The 15,036-nt window shown below is 73.4% G+C and carries 14 protein-coding genes; 7 read left to right on the top strand and 7 right to left on the bottom strand.

The window, feature by feature from the left end; all coding sequences use genetic code 11:
- Together ACTHMS_RS07895 and ACTHMS_RS07890 are read left to right on the top strand one after the other, a co-directional pair.
- Window positions 1–476, top strand: a 476-nt coding sequence (locus tag ACTHMS_RS07895; protein WP_440306116.1) for an Abi-alpha family protein, incomplete at its 5' end; no start/stop codon positions are given.
- Between the two features lie 92 nt (window positions 477–568).
- On the top strand, window positions 569–2,002 hold the full coding sequence (locus ACTHMS_RS07890; RefSeq protein ID WP_440306115.1) for an amidase: 1,434 nt from the start codon (window positions 569–571) through the stop codon (window positions 2,000–2,002).
- A gap of 16 nt (window positions 2,003–2,018) precedes the next feature.
- Here ACTHMS_RS07890 and ACTHMS_RS07885 read toward each other — a convergent pair whose 3' ends face one another.
- The 7 genes from ACTHMS_RS07885 to ACTHMS_RS07855 form a co-directional block, all read right to left on the bottom strand.
- Window positions 2,019–2,678 carry a response regulator gene (locus ACTHMS_RS07885; RefSeq protein ID WP_440306114.1) on the bottom strand — a complete coding sequence of 220 codons (660 nt, stop codon included), beginning with the start codon at window positions 2,676–2,678 and terminating at the stop codon, window positions 2,019–2,021.
- Entirely contained in the window at window positions 2,675–4,396 is a 1,722-nt protein-coding gene (locus tag ACTHMS_RS07880) for a sensor histidine kinase (protein WP_440306113.1), read from the bottom strand. The genes ACTHMS_RS07885 and ACTHMS_RS07880 overlap by 4 nt, the downstream gene beginning before the upstream one ends.
- Before the next feature lie 39 nt (window positions 4,397–4,435).
- Window positions 4,436–5,377: a hypothetical protein gene (locus ACTHMS_RS07875; protein ID WP_440306112.1), complete on the bottom strand. Its 942-nt coding sequence runs from the start codon at window positions 5,375–5,377 to the stop codon at window positions 4,436–4,438.
- Window positions 5,378–5,657: 280 nt separating this feature from the next.
- On the bottom strand, window positions 5,658–6,224 hold the full coding sequence (locus ACTHMS_RS07870; RefSeq protein ID WP_440306111.1) for a hypothetical protein: 567 nt from the start codon (window positions 6,222–6,224) through the stop codon (window positions 5,658–5,660).
- Window positions 6,225–6,340: 116 nt separating this feature from the next.
- Window positions 6,341–7,459, bottom strand: coding sequence for an XdhC family protein (locus ACTHMS_RS07865; RefSeq protein ID WP_440306110.1), 1,119 nt, complete (start codon window positions 7,457–7,459; stop codon window positions 6,341–6,343).
- A complete protein-coding gene (locus tag ACTHMS_RS07860; RefSeq protein ID WP_440306109.1) occupies window positions 7,452–8,561 on the bottom strand; it encodes a vWA domain-containing protein in 1,110 nt (369 codons plus the stop codon). The genes ACTHMS_RS07865 and ACTHMS_RS07860 overlap by 8 nt, the downstream gene beginning before the upstream one ends.
- Before the next feature lie 163 nt (window positions 8,562–8,724).
- Window positions 8,725–9,636, bottom strand: coding sequence for an AAA family ATPase (locus ACTHMS_RS07855; protein WP_440306108.1), 912 nt, complete (start codon window positions 9,634–9,636; stop codon window positions 8,725–8,727).
- A 30-nt stretch (window positions 9,637–9,666) separates the two neighbouring features.
- Between ACTHMS_RS07855 and ACTHMS_RS07850 the strand changes: the two genes are divergently transcribed.
- The 5 genes from ACTHMS_RS07850 (at window position 9,667) to ACTHMS_RS07830 (ending at window position 14,984) form a co-directional block, all read left to right on the top strand.
- Window positions 9,667–10,230, top strand: a complete 564-nt coding sequence (locus ACTHMS_RS07850) for a nucleotidyltransferase family protein (protein ID WP_440306107.1) — start codon at window positions 9,667–9,669, stop codon at window positions 10,228–10,230.
- 81 nt (window positions 10,231–10,311) lie between these two features.
- The gene (locus ACTHMS_RS07845) at window positions 10,312–10,779 is read left to right on the top strand and encodes a (2Fe-2S)-binding protein (protein WP_440306106.1); all 468 of its coding nucleotides are present in this window, start codon (window positions 10,312–10,314) and stop codon (window positions 10,777–10,779) included.
- A gap of 55 nt (window positions 10,780–10,834) precedes the next feature.
- Window positions 10,835–13,294, top strand: a complete 2,460-nt coding sequence (locus ACTHMS_RS07840; protein WP_440306105.1) for a xanthine dehydrogenase family protein molybdopterin-binding subunit — start codon at window positions 10,835–10,837, stop codon at window positions 13,292–13,294.
- 55 nt (window positions 13,295–13,349) lie between these two features.
- Window positions 13,350–14,201 (top strand): FAD binding domain-containing protein, encoded by an 852-nt coding sequence (locus ACTHMS_RS07835; RefSeq protein WP_440306104.1) that lies wholly within the window; start codon window positions 13,350–13,352, stop codon window positions 14,199–14,201.
- Entirely contained in the window at window positions 14,202–14,984 is a 783-nt protein-coding gene (locus ACTHMS_RS07830; protein ID WP_440306103.1) for an SRPBCC family protein, read from the top strand.
- Window positions 14,985–15,036 lie beyond the last annotated feature (52 nt).

Below are 15,036 nucleotides of genomic sequence, written 5' to 3'. Positions count from 1 at the left end.
CGGCGCCGCAGCGCCCGGAGGACCACCCGGCGTTCGCCCGGGTGCTCGACGAGCTCAGCCCGGACGAGGCCCGGATCCTGCGGCTGCTGGCGTCGTCCGGCCCGCAGCCCGCGCTCGAGGTGCGCCGCAGGGACCGGCTCGGACGGCCCGCCGAGACCCTCGCCGCCGGTCTCACGCTGGTGGCGCGCCAGGCGGGGTGTGCCGATCCCGCGCGCGGGCCGGAGTACCTCGGCAACCTGCAGCGGCTCGGCCTCGTCGACCCTGCCGGGCCGCGGCTGCCCGACGTGCGCCGCTACGCACTGCTCGAGGCGCAGCCGTCGACGCTGCAGGCACGCGCCGGGGCGCGCACCCGCACGGTGCACCGCAGCGTGCGCCTCACCGCGTTCGGCGAACAGTTCGTGCAGGTCTGCTTCACCCTCGACGGCGCCGATGCCGCGCACTGGAGCCGCGACCGCCACGACCCGCCCGCGCCGTGAGGATCAGCCGGTCCTGATCACCACCGTGGCGCTGCACACTGCCGACGTCGTTCGACCTGCGCCGAGGGCTGCCGCTTGCGACGATCGTGGCCATGGGGCCCCGAACGTCGACGACGCCGCTCACGCAGCGTTCCGCCACCGAGCTCGCCGCGGCGATCCGCAGCGGTGACACCACGTCCGTCGAGGTCGTCGAGGCGCACATCGAGGTGCTGGAACGCATCGGCGACCTCAACGCCCTCGCCGTCGACCGGTTCGACCTCGCCCGCGCGGAGGCCGCTGCCGCCGACGCCCGCGTCGCCGCCGGCGACACCGACCTCCCACCCCTGCATGGGGTGCCCTGCACCATCAAGGAGATGCTCGCGGTCGAGGGCATGCCGCACACCGGTGGCTACCCGCACCGGCGCTCGTTCCGCGAGGCCGCCGACGCCCCGGTCGTGCGCCGCGTGCGCGAGGCGGGCGCGATCGTGCTCGGCCTGGGCAACACGTGCGGCTTCCTGGTGTGGATCGAGTCGAACCACCCGATCTACGGACGCGCCGGCAGTGCCTACGACCCGTCACGCACCGCGGGCGGTTCCTCCGGCGGCGACGGCGCGATCGTCGGGTCGGGCGGCGCACCGTTCGCCCTCGGGTCCGACCTCGGCGGGTCGATCCGGATCCCGGCCTTCTTCAACGGCGTCTTCGGGCACCTGCCCTCGCCCGGGCTGGTGCCGCTGACCGGCCACTTCCCGATGCCGGACGGCGACCTGCGCCGGCGCCTCTCCCCCGGACCGCTGGCCCGACGGGCCGAGGACCTCATGCCGTTGCTGCGCATCATCGCCGGGCCGGACGGCGACGACCCGCACACCGAGCCCCAACCGCTCGGTGACCCGGCCGACGTGTCGCTCGACGGCCTGCCCGTGACGGTCGCGACGCAGTCGTCGACCTTCCCCGTGCGGGCGGACATCAAGCGCGGCATCGACGAGGCCGCCGCGGCGCTCGGCCGCGCCGGCGCCCGGGTCGTCGAGGCGCCGCTGAAGCAGCTGCGCTGGGCACTGGCGCAGTTCGGCGCCACCGCGATCGCGGAGCTCGACCTGCTGCTGAGCTGGGAGGGCATCACCGCACCGACGCGGCCGGGGCACAAGCCGCCGCTGCTCGTGCGCGGGCCGGCAGCCGTGCTGCGCGTGGTCGAGTCGGCCCCGGTGCGCTCGGTGCGCACACTGGCCGCCCGGCGGTTGATCGACTCGGCGCAGGAGGCACAGGACACGCTGCTCGACACCATCGGCGACGGCGTGCTGCTCTACCCGCCGTTTCCACGGCTCGCGCCGAAGCACCGCACGACGATCGGGCAGCCCTGGCTCGCGACGAACACCGCGATCTTCAATCTCTACGGGCTGCCCGCGACCCAGGTACCGCTCGGGTTGACCGGTGACGGCCTCCCCCTCGGCGTCCAGGTCGTCTCGGCCGCCGGACGCGACCACCTCACCATCGCCGTCGCAGGGCAGCTCGAGCGCGACCTCGGCGGCTGGGTCGACCCGGCCGACCGGTGAGCGGGGCCTGCGGCGGCTACTGCTGCTGGCGGCGCACCTCGGCGCCGAAGACCGCCGCCTGCGTCCGGCGGGTCATCTCGAGCTTGCCGAGCAGGCTCGACACGTAGTTCTTCACCGTCTTCTCGGCCAGGAACAGCCGCTCGCCGATCTGCTTGTTCGTCAGGCCCTCGGCGATGAGGTCGAGAACCTCGCGCTCGCGCTCGGTGAGCGCCGCGAGCTTCGCGTCGGCCGGGCTGCCGTGGCGCACGCGATCCATCACCTGGGTGATGACCTCCGGCGGGATCAGCGAGCGGCCGGCGGCGACCTGGCGCACCGAGTCGATGAGCGTGCTGCCGCGCACCTCCTTGAGCACGTAGCCCGAGGCCCCGGCGAGCACGGCCGCCAGGACCGCGTCCTCGTCGTCGTAGGACGTGAGGATGAGGCAGTACGTCTGCGGCATCGACGAGCGGATGTCGCGACAGACGTCGATGCCGCTGCCGTCCGGCAGTCGCCCGTCGAGCACGGCGACGTCCGGCCGGGACGCCGGGATGCGCGAGAGCGCCTGCTCCGCGGTCGCGGCCTCGCCGACCACCTCCATGCCGGGCACGGCGGACAGCAGGTCGGCGAGCCCCCGTCGGACCACCTCGTGGTCGTCGACGAGGAACACCCGGATAGGAGCGGCTGGGTTCTCGGTCACGAGGTGTGCGCCTTCCAGATCAGTTCGGTGCCGCCGGTGGGCAGGGACTGGACCTCCAGGCTCCCTCCCCGCCGATGGGCGAGTTCGGACAGATGCAACAGACCATGTCGGCTGACGTCAGCAGCCATACCCACACCGTCGTCGGTCACCCGCACGGTGACACTGACATTGTCGGTGGTGACGTCGACGAAGGCTCGCCGGGCACGGGCGTGCCGCGCGACGTTGACCAGCGCCTCGTGCACGACGGTGCGGATGTCGTCGGCGACGGCCTGCCCGAGCATGGTGTCGACGGCCCCGGCGAAGGTGAACCCGGGAGAGAAGCCGAGGGTCGGGGTCAGCTCCGAGCCGATCGCCAGCAGGTCGCTGCGCAGGCCCGCCTGCGACCCGCCCGGGTTGCGCAGGGCGAAGATGGTCGTGCGGATCTGCCGGATCGTGCGGTCGATCGACTCGACCTTGTCCTCGAGCGCGTCGGTGAGCTCGGGGTTGTCGACGGAGCCGGCGGTGAGCCCCTGCAGGGACAGCCCGATGGCGAACAGCTGCTGGATCACGTGGTCGTGCAGGTCGCGGGCGATGCGGTCGCGGTCCTCGAGCAGTTCGATGCGTTGCCGGTCGGCCCGGGCGGTGGCCAGCTCGAGCGCGAGCGCGGCCTGGTTCGCGAACTGCTCGACGGCGTCGAGGTCGATGCGGGTGAACGCCGGCGCCCCGTTCGGCCGGATCAACCCGATCGCCCCGAGCGGGTCGGACGTGCCGAGCAGCGGCACGATCACCATCGGCCCGGCGTCGATCGACGTCAGCAGCTCGTCGACGAGGGCCGACCCCGGACGCGCCCCCGTCCGCACGATCACCGGCCGCCGTTCGGCGAGCGCCGTGGCCGTGAACGACCCGACGAGCGGGAGCCGGCGTCCGACGAGGTCCTCGTCCGAGGGGCCCTCGACGACCTCGATGACCACGTGCTCGCCGTCCTGGGTCAGCAGGGACACGGTGACCGTCTCGGCGTCGGCCACCTGGCGCACGTGGCGGGCGACGCTGCGCAGCGGGTCCTCGCCGGTGTCGCTGAGCAGTTGGGCGGTGACGTCCGCCGTCGCCCGCAGCCAGCGCGCGTTCGAGCGCGACTCGGCGTACAGCCGCGCGTTGTCGAGCGTGGTGCCCGCGGCCGTCGCGAGCAGGTGCAGCAGTTGCTCGTCCTCGGCGGTGAACTCGCCGTGGGTGCTGTCGAGCACGACGAGCTGCCCGAAGACCGCGCCGCGCACCCGCACCGGGGCGGTCAGCAGCGACGTCGCCGGGGTGGGGTCGTCGAGCAGCGCGCGGACGTCGAACCGCTCACCGTCCGCGACGAGCCGCAGCGAACGGCCGGCGCCGACCGCGTCGCCGATCGTGCCGGCGGGCACCACGCGCGCGCCGACACGACGCAGCTCGCCGGCCGCGGTGATCGCCGCCGCCTCGGCGATCGAGCCGTCGTCGGTCAGCACGATGATGGCGGCGCGCCCGGCGTCGGCGACGTAGCGCGCCGCGGACGCGAGGTGCCCGAGCGCCGTCTCGAGGGTGAGGTCGGCGTTCACCATCTCGACCGCCCGCAGCAGCACCCGTAGCCGCCCCTGCGCCCGTTTGACACCCTCGGCGCTGGCCACCAGCTGGTCGATGAGCTGGTCGAGTTCGAGCTTGGGGACGTCGGCGAACGCGACCGTCGGAGGTCCGTCGCTCGGGTCGCCGTCCCGCATGATCCCGACCTTAGTCGCGTGCGCGCGCAAAAGCGCGCCTCAGTCCCCCTCGAAGAGCACGTCGACGAGGCGGCGGCGGTGCGGGGCGGCCTGGGCTTTGCCGCGGCCGATGCGCACCACCAGCTGCGGGTACCAGGACAGGCCGAGGTCCTCGCGCAGCGCGAGGCGGGTGACCGGCACCTCGAGCACGCAACCGGTCGCGGCAGCGACCAGCCCGTGCCGCACCGCCACGAGCAGGAGCCGTTCGAGGGTCTCGCCGGCGCGCACCCAGTGCGTGCGGTCGTCCTCGGCGCCTCCGATGATCAGCAGGCCCGGCGCGGTCGCAGGGTCGGCGTACTCGGGTTCGCGCTCGACCGAGCCGGTCCAGGCCTTGAGCTCGGCGCGGCAGGCCGGGTCGACGAGCTGGATGTCCCGGGCCTGCCGGCACAGGGCGTGCACCCGCGCGGCGGCCTCGGGCTGCGCCACGAGCAGCGGGGTGCCCTCGTCGGCCGCCGCCTGGTCGAAGGCGGCGACGGCCGCGGCCGACAGGCGTCCGGACGTGAACTCGCCGGCCTCCGCCCGTCGGTCGTCGAGCATCGGCTCGTCGGCCGCGATCGGGTCGACCCCGTCGCCCACACCGTCCGGGCCGAGCCAGACGCGCGCCACGAGATCGGGCCGGCGCGGCTCGGGCAGCCGTTCGACGTGGGCCCGGTGACCTGCCGCGGCGAGCGAGACGCGCAGGTCGTAGAGGGCCGCGCCGAGGCTGGCCGTCTGCAGTCGTCCCGATGCGTCCAGTGCCTCCAGCCGGCGCGACGGGTCGGCGACGAGGTCGACGTGGTCGGGGTGCAGCTCGAACCGCCACGGCTGGGTGTGGCACACCGACCAGGCCGACGCCCCGCGGCGGGCGGCGCGGCGCAGCACGGACGGCACCGCGGCATCGGTCGCTGTCATGCCGCCGGCCTCCTGCTCGTCGCGCGCCGCCGGGGTCCGGTCGCCGCCCATCCTTGACGTCTCACCTTTCCGGACGGGTCGAAAGTTGAGCAGGGGCGAACGGCCCCTCCGGGGCGCGCGGACGGTCGCCCGATCGGTCGGACGCGCCCGGGCCGGGACCTTCGGCCCCCGCGGCTGCGTCCGGATGGGACTGCCGCGCCCGGCCGCCGCCTTCCTAGGCTGGGGACCGGCGGACGGACCGCTTCGCGAGGCTGGTCGCGGCGTGGTCATGACGCCACGGCGTCCCAGCGTACTCCCGGTACGCAGGGACGCCGCAGTCGTACGATCGGTGCTACGCCGTCGCGGGCGCCGGGCGACGGTGCACCGTGAAGGGCACGGCCGCCGGGTGGCGCTCCTTCGAGCCGAGGTACACCCGCCACGCGGGCAGGTTCGCGTTGCCGACGTGCAGGCGGCCGACCCGCAGCGATGCCGCGCAGTCGGTGTGGAAGTCGACGCCGTCGATGTGGCCGTAGTCGACGAACGCGAAGCTCAGGGTGCGCCGGTCGGCCGACAGCCGCACGACGTCACCCCGCTCGAGCCGGACAGGGTCGAGCCGCATCGCGGCCGACGCGGTGATCACGCCGGTGTAGACGGCGCGGTGGTCGCCGCGATGCGTCACCCGCAGGTGGAAGCCGTGGGCGTCGTGCCACAGGTAGTCACCGCCCCGGGCGCCGGCGGTGAAGCTCGCGGGACGGCCCTGGACGGCGGCCTCCCAGGCGGTGCGGTCGCAGGCAGCTGCGGTCGATGACGGGGCGCGTGTGGTCGTGGCGGCGTTCGCCGGTGCGGCGAGGGCGACGAGCGCGGCGGCGGCGGACAGGCCGCTCAGCGCGGCGACGGCACGGACACGGGTGGTGGACATCGGGTGCTCCTTCGCACGGGGCGGCCGGGGACGGCCATGAACGGGACGCCTGCCTGTCTACGGGCGCCCGGTTCACCCTGTGTGCGGGCGATGTCAGCGTTCGGTCAGGGCTGTGCTCAGCCGACACCGACCGGCTGCTCGTGGTGGATCGGCCCCTCGGTCGCCCGCAGGGGCGAGCCCGTGCCGCCCCAACGCAGGGCGACGATCTCGGCCGCCACCGACACCGCCGTCTCCTCCGGCGTGCGCGCGCCGATGTCGAGGCCGATCGGCGCGTGCAGGCGCGCCAGTTCCTGCTCCGTCACGCCGCGCTCGCGCAGCCGCGCGGCACGGTCGTCGTTGGTGCGCCGCGAACCCATTGCCCCCACGTAGGCCAGCGGCAGTCGCAGCGCGACCTCGAGCAGCGGCACGTCGAACTTCGGGTCGTGCGTCAGGACGCAGACGACGGTGCGCTCGTCCACCTCGGTCTTGGCGAGGTACTTGTGCGGCCAGCTGACGATCACCTCGTCGGCGTCCGGGAAGCGCTTCTTCGTCGCGAACGTCGGCCGCGCGTCGCACACCGTGACCCGGTAGCCGAGGAACGACCCGATCCGCGCGACGGCCGCGGCGAAGTCGATCGCGCCGAAGACAATCATGCGCGGACGCGGCGCGTAGCTGTTGACGAAGACGGCCACGTCGTCGCCGCGCCGCTCGCCGTCCGGCCCGTAGTGGACGATGCCGGTGCGCCCCTGCGCGAGCATGCCGGTGACGTCGTCGCGGACGGCGTCGTCGAGGCGGTCGCTGCCGAAGCTGCCCGTCGTGCCGTCCGGCCGGATGATCACCCGCCGGCCGAGCCGCTCGGCGTCACCGCTGATGAGCGTCGCGACGGCGACCGGACGCCCCGCCTCGATGTCGGCCGCGACCTCGCCGAACTCGGGGAACGACGTGCGGCTCACCTGCTCGACGAAGACGTCGATGATGCCGCCGCACGTGAGGCCGACCGAGTAGGCGTCGTCGTCGCTGACGCCGTAGCGCTGCAGGTGGCTCGCGCCGTCCTGCCGGGCGAGGTCGGCGAGCTCGTACACCGCGCCCTCGACGCACCCGCCGGAGACGCTGCCCACCGCGGACCCGTCGGGGCCGACGGCCATCGCCGCGCCCGGTTGGCGGGGCGCCGACTTCCACGTGCCGACGACGGTGCCGACGCCGACGCTCTCGCCGGCCTCCCACCATGCGAGCACGTCCGTCATCACGTCACGCACGGGCGATCACCTCCGCGAGCTGGTGCAGCGCATCGAGACTGTGGCCGGCGACCAGCTCGTCGAGATGCGGCAGTGCCGCCAACATACCGGCGGTCGCCGGAGCGAAGCCGTCCTTGCCCTTGTGCGGATTGACCCAGACGACCGCGTGCGCGAGCCGTTGCAGGCGCGCCATCTGCTCACCGAGCAGCAGCGCGTCACCGCGCTCCCAGCCGTCGGACGCGAGCACCACCACCGCTCCCCGCGCGGTGCCGCGCTGGCCCCACCGGTCGAGGAACGCCTGCAGCGCCTCGCCGAGCCGGGTGCCGCCGCTCCAGTCGGCGATGGCGTCGCCGGCCGCGCGCAGCGCGAGGTCGGCGTCGCGCAGCCGCAGCTGCCGGGTGACGCGGGTGAGCCGCGTGCCGACGGTGAAGACCTCCGTGGTCGCCGGCGACACCCGCACCGCGGCGTGCGCGAAGCGCAGCAGGACGTCGGCGTAGGGGCTCATCGAACCGCTCACATCGAGCAGCAGCACGAGCCGGCGCGGGCGCTCGCGGCGCCGCCGGTGCCTGATCGCACCGGGCTCGCCGCCGCTGCGCAGCATGCGCCGCACCGTGCGCGCGACGTCGACCTCGCCGCGGCGGTGCGGTGCGCGGCGCAGGCCGGGGCGCCGGGCCACCCGCGGGCGCAGCAGCGCGATCATCCGCTGCACCTCGGCCCGTTCGTCCGGGCTGAGGTCGGCGACGTCGCGGTGGCGCAGCGTCTCGGCCTCACTGGCGGCCGTGCGCAGCGCGTCGTCGTCGGTCTGCTGCTCCCCCGCGGACGCGGTCGCGAGCGTGCGCACGGTGCCGGTGCGCTGCCGCGGCGCACCACCGGGCACGGGCAGGTCGGGCCGGCGTCCGCGGAACCAGGCGTCGAAGACCGCGTCGAACACGGGCAGGTCGTCGGGCTCGCTGCACAGGGTGAGCCGGGTGGCCCAGTAGACCTCGTCGGTGACGAACGGGTCGACGTGCGCGATGGCCTCGAGCGCCGTGCCGAGCCGGTGCCGGTCGGCCGCGACCCCCGCAGAGCGCAGGGCGCGCGCGAACCCGGTCATCGCGACGACGACGTCCGCGGGTGCCGTCACGCCGCCGCCCACGGCATGTGTGGCGACGCTGCGGGGGTCGGCATGGCGTGTCCGCCCGCACGGTCGCCACACAGCGCGCCCGGGTGCGGTGTGCGTGGCGACGCTGCGTGGGTCGCCACGGCGTGTCCGCCCGCAGGGTCGCCACACACCGCGAGGGCGCCGCTCACCCCAGGCGCTCGAGCAGGTCGGGCAGGATGTCGCGCTCGACGCGGACGGCGTCCTCGCGGTACTTGATCACGGCGCCGAGGGTGGCGCGGGCGGCGTCGCCGGTGAGCGAGGTGGCGCCGACCAGGTGCAGGGCGCGCGTCCAGTCGATCGACTCGGCGATGCCCGGCGGCTTCAGCAGGTCGGCCTCGCGCAGCCTCGACACGACCGCGGCGACGTCCTGCACCAGCCGCTCGGCCGCCTCGGGCAGCCGGCCGCGCACGATCGCCACCTCGCGCGCGAAGTCGGGGTGCTCGACCCAGTGGTAGAGACACCGCCGCTTGAGCGCGTCGTGCACCTCGCGGGTGCGGTTCGACGTCAGCACTGTCAGCGGCGGGGTGGACGCCCGCACCGTGCCGAACTCGGGGATGGTCACCGCGTTGTCGGCCAGCACCTCGAGCAGGAACGCCTCGAACTCGTCGTCGGCCCGGTCGATCTCGTCGACGAGCAGCACGCACGGCGCCGACTCGATCGCCCGCAGGATCGGCCGGGCGAGCAGGAAGCGCCGCTCGTACAGCGAGCGCTCGACCGTCTCGTCCGGACGCTCGCCGGCCGCGCGCAGGTGCAGGATCTGCTGCGGGAAGTTCCAGTCGTAGATCGCCTGCGAGGCGTCGATGCCCTCGTAGCACTGCAGCCGGATGAGCGGGGTGCCGGTGATCTCGGCGAGCGCCTGCGCGAGTGCGGTCTTTCCGACGCCGGGGTCGCCCTCGAGGAACAGCGGCCGCTGCATCGCCATCGCGAGGTACGCCGCCGCCGCCACGCCGGCGTCGGGCAGGTAGCCGACCGCGCGCAGCGCCTCGGCCACGGCCTCCGGCCCGTCCCACTGCTGCCGCTGCGGGTCGGGGCTCGGCGTCGCCGGGTCGCTCGTCATGGCATCGAGCATGGCACGCATACTCGCGCGGTGACGCGGATCGCCGGGGCGGTGCTCGCCGCGGGCGCGGGCAGCCGGATGGGGCGGCCGAAGGCCGAGGTCGTCGCCGACGGCCGGCGCCTGCTCGACCGCGCCGTCGACGCCCTGCGCGACGGCGGGTGCGACCCGGTGCTGGCGGTGGTGCGGCCGGGCACGGAGGTCATCGGCGCGACGGCGGTGATCAACCCCGAGCCCGAGCGCGGTCAGCGGTCGTCGCTCGCCCTCGCGGTCGACGCCGCCGCGGCGGCGGGGGCAGACGCATTGCTGCTGATGCTCGTCGACCTGCCCGGGGTCGAGGCGGACGCCGTGCGGGCGGTGGCCGGGGCGTGGCGTCCGGGACGAATCACACGCGGAACCTATGCAGGCGCCGGGGCCGCTCACCCGCTCGTGATGGGCATGCACAGCTGGTTCCGAGCACTCGAAGTCGCGGACGCGGACGGCGGTGCGCGTCCGTATCTGCGGGCCAATCCGCGGCTGATCGACGATGTCGCGGTTGACGGTGATCCCCGCGACCTGGACACTCCAGACGATCTTGAACGGTGGCACAGGAGGTGACCCTCGCCTTGTGAGCGCGGTCACGATACGTTCGCAGCGTCTTCCCGAAACCTGCGCGTCACAACCTGTGCGGAGCGATGCATGAAGATCCAGATCACCGTCGACGGGGTCCAGTACCAGGACGACGTCGAACCACGCACCCTGCTCGTCCACTACCTGCGTGAGCAGGTCGGCAAGGTCGGGACGGTCGTCGGCTGCGACACGTCCAACTGCGGTGCCTGCACCGTCGACCTCGACGGCCAGAGCGTGAAGAGCTGCACTTTGCTGGCCGTCCAGGCCGACGGCAGCAGCGTGACGACCATCGAGGGCCTCGAGCAGGACGGCGAGCTGCACCCGCTGCAGCGGTCGTTCAGCGAGCAGCCCGGCCTGCAGTGCGGGTTCTGCACGCCCGGCATGATCATGGCCGCCCGCGACCTGCTGAAGAACAACCCGAACCCCAGCGAGGACGAGATCCGCGAGGGCATCGAGGGCAACCTCTGCCGCTGCACCGGCTATCACAACATCGTCAAGGCCATCCAGGCCGCTGCCAACAGCGAGGTGACCGCATGAGCGCTCCACGAAATCGCTCCGCAAACGACGCTGCACGATTCCGCGGAGGCCTCAAGTGACGCTCGCCGAGGACCGCACCGCCGAGTCCGGCCCCGAGATCGGTCGCGCGCGCCGCCGCAAGGAGGATCGCCACCTCGTCACCGGCCGCACCACCTGGACCGACAACCTGGTGCTCCCGGGCATGCTGCACCTCGCGATGCTGCGCAGCCCGATGGCGCACGCGAGGATCACCTCGATCGACACGTCCGAGGCGAAGTCGCGTCCGGGCGTCGTCGCCGTCTTCACCGGCCGGGACTTCGCCGAGACGCAGGGCAACCTGCCGTGCGCGTGGCCGGTCACGCCGGACATGGTCAACCCCGGCGCGCCGTCGCTGGCCGTCGACCAGGTGAACCACGTCGGCGAGGCCGTCGCGGTGGTCGTCGCACGCACGAAGGCCGAGGCACAGGACGCGCTCGAGGCGATCGACGTCGACTACGACCCGTTGCCCGCCGTGCTCGACATGGAGGCCGCGCTGGCCGAGGGCGCGCCGCTCGTGCACCCGAACACCGAGTCGAACCGCAGCTACACGTGGGTCTTCGAGGCCGGCGCGGCCGGCACCGGCGAGCCGATCGAACCCGCGCTCGAGCAGGCCGAGGTGACGGTCAAGCGCCGCTTCATCCAGCAGCGCCTCATCCCCGCGTTCATGGAGCCCCGCTCGGTCGTCGTGCAGCCGGTGGGCGAGGGCGTGCACATCACCAGTGCCACGCAGATCCCGCACATCCTGCGCACGATGGTCGGGCTGACCCTGGGCATCCCCGAGCACGCCGTGCGCGTGACGGCGCCCGACGTCGGCGGCGGCTTCGGCGGCAAGATCCCGGTGACGCCGGAGGAGATCATCACGACGCTCGTCGCGCGCAAGCTCGGCAAGCCGTGCAAGTTCACCGAGTCGCGCTCCGAGTCGCTCATGACCGCGCACCACGGCCGCGACCAGATCCAGGACATCACCATCACCGCCAAGCGCGACGGCACGGTGACGGGCCTGGACGTGCACCTGTTCGCCGACATGGGCGCCTACCTGCGTCTGGTCGGCCCGGGCGTGCCGATCCTCGGCGCGTTCATGTTCAACTCGATCTACAAGGTCCCGGCCTACCGGTTCACCTGCGAGGGCGTCTTCACGACCAAGACCCCGACGGACGCGTACCGCGGCGCCGGGCGGCCGGAGGCGACCTTCGCCATCGAGCGGATCATGGACGAGCTCGCCGTCGAGCTCGGCATGGACCCGATGGAGCTGCGCCGCAAGAACTGGATCAAGCACGAGGAGTTCCCGTTCACCACGGTCTGCGGCCTCACCTACGACAGCGGCAACTACGAGGCGGCCACCGACAAGGCGCTCGAGCTGATCGGCTGGGACGAGCTGCGCCGCGAGCAGGCCGAGCGGCGTGAGCGCAAGGACCCGGTGCAGCTGGGCCTCGGCATCTCGACGTTCACCGAGATGTGCGGGCTCGCGCCGTCGCGTGTGCTCGGCTCGCTGAGCTACGGCGCCGGCGGGTGGGAGCACGCGTCGGTGCGCATGCTGGCCACCGGCAAGGTCGAGGTCGTCACCGGCGCGAGCGCGCACGGGCAGGGGCACGAGACGGCGTTCAGCCAGATCGTCGCCGACCGGCTCGGCGTGCCGTTCGAGGACGTCGTGATCATCCACGGCGACACGCAGAGCTCGCCGCGCGGTCTCGACACCTACGGCTCGCGCTCGCTGGCCGTCGGTGGCACCGCGATCGTGAAGGCCGCCGACAAGGTGATCGAGAAGGCGCGTCCGATCGCGGCGCACCTGCTCGAGGCCGACGCCGACGACCTCGAGTTCGACGCCGGCAAGTTCTCGGTGAAGGGCGCGCCGGGCTCGGCGGTGACGATCCAGGAGATCGCGTTCGCCGTCTTCATGGCGCACAACCTGCCCGACGGCGTCGAGCCGAACCTCGACTCGGAGGCGACGTTCGACCCGACGAACTTCTCGTTCCCGCACGGCACGCACCTGTGCGCCGTCGAGATCGACACCGAGACCGGACGCACCAAGCTGCGCAAGTACGTCTGCGTCGACGACATCGGCAACCCGGTCAACCCGCTCATCATCGAGGGGCAGGTGCACGGCGGCCTCGCGCAGGGCATCGCGCAGGCGCTGTTCGAGGAGGCCGTCTTCGACGACGCCGGCAACCTCACCACCGGCACGTTCGTCGACTACACGCTGCCGTCGGCGGCGGACCTGCCGAGCTTCGTCACCGACCGCACGGTGACGGCGTCGACCGACAACCCGCTCGGCGTGAAGGGTGTGGGCGAGGCCGGCACCATCGCGTCCACCCCGGCGGTCGTCAACGCGGTCGTCGACGCCCTGCGGGCGTTCGGCGTGAACGACATCCGCATGCCGGCGACGCCGGAGCGCGTGTGGCGCGCGATCCACGGCGCGTCGACCGAGGACCGCGCCGCGCAGGGCACCAACGCCTACGGCGGCAGTCGCACCTTCTCGTCCGATGGGCGTGGCGAATGAACACCCCACGAACTCGTTCCGCAAACAGCACTCCACGATTCCGCGGGGGCCCCAAGTGATTCCAGCACCGTTCGAGTACGTCCGTCCCGGCTCGATCGACGAGGCGGTGACGATGCTCGGTCAGGCCGGTGAGGACGCGAAGCTGCTGGCCGGCGGCCAGTCGCTGCTGCCCGTGCTGCGGCTGCGGCTCGCGTACCCGTCGACGGTCGTCGACCTCGGCCGGGTGCCCGAGCTGCGCGGTGTGCGTGACGACGGCTCGCACATCGTGATCGGGGCGATGACGACGCACGACGAGGTGCTGCGCGACCCGCTGGTCGCCGAGCACGCGCCGCTCATCGCGCAGACGACGCAGACGGTCGCCGATCCGCAGGTGCGCCACCGGGGCACCTTCGGCGGCGCGCTCGCGCACGCCGACCCGGCGGGCGACCTCGGTGCCGTGGCACTGGCCCTGGACGTCGAGTTCGTCGCGAACGGTCCCGGCGGCCCGCGCACCATCGCCGCGAGCGACTTCTTCCAGGACTACCTGACCACGGCACTGAGCCCGGACGAGATCCTCACCGCGATCCGGGTGCCGAAGCTCGGTGCCGGCTGGTCGTCGCACTACGAGAAGTTCAACCGCGTCGCCCAGGCGTGGTCGATCGTCGGCGTGGCGGCGCTGGTGCGGCGCGAGAACGGGCACATCGCCGAGGCACGCATCGGTCTGACCAACATGGGCAACACGCCGCTGCGCGCATCAGCCGTCGAGTCGGCACTCGCGGGTGCCTCGCTCGACGCGGTCGGAGCGGCGGCCGAGCACGCCGCCGAGGGCACCAACCCGCCGAGTGACCTCTCCGGGCAGGCCGACTACCGTGAGCACCTCGCACGGGTGCTGACCAAGCGGGCCGTGCTCAGCGCGGCAGGAGCATAGATGCAGCTGGAGCATTCCTTCACGGTGCCGGCGGGCGTCGAGGACGCATGGAACGTGCTGCTCGACATCGAGCGGATCGCGCCCTGCATGCCGGGCGCGTCGCTCGACACCGTCGACGGCGACGAGTTCACCGGCTCCGTGAAGGTCAAGCTGGGCCCGATCAACCTGACGTACAAGGGGAAGGCGGCGTTCATCGAGAAGGACGCCGCCGCCCACCGGGCGGTGATCGACGCGCGGGGCAAGGATGCCCGCGGCGCCGGCACGGCGTCGGCGAAGGTGACGGCGACACTGACGCAACAGGGCGACCAGACGGTGGTGCTCGTCGAGACCGACCTCGACATCACCGGCAAGCCCGCACAGTTCGGCCGCGGTGTCATGGTCGACGTCGGGAACAAGCTCATCGGCCAGTTCGCCGCGTGCCTGGCCGAGGAGATCCGCGTCGGCGACGGTGGTGCCGCAGACGCAGCGGCCGAGCCGTCCGCCGAGGCCGCCGTCGTGCCCGAGGGCGGCGAGGCGGTGCTCGCCCCGGCGAATGCGGCGACGCCGGCCGAGGCGCAGCAGCGCGAGGCGGCAGCCGTGCCGTCGGTGCAACCGCTGCACGCCGACCGCTCCCCCGTCGCGCCCGCGGCGACCCCGCAGGGCGCCCCGGCCCGGCCTCGGCGCGAGGCCGAGCCGATCGACCTGCTCGAGCACGCCGGGCCCGCCGTCGCGAAGCGGCTCGCGCCGGTCGTCGCGGTGCTGCTGATCGTGCTGCTCGTCATCGCGCGTCGCCGCAAGCACTGACCCGAACCGCGCGATGATCACGCGCTGACGCACACCCCGGTGTGCCTCTGCG

This window comes from Jatrophihabitans sp. (genome assembly GCF_051960575.1).
Classification (GTDB): domain Bacteria; phylum Actinomycetota; class Actinomycetes; order Mycobacteriales; family Jatrophihabitantaceae; genus JBQCEE01.
This window is presented reverse-complemented; position numbering and strand designations above follow the sequence as displayed.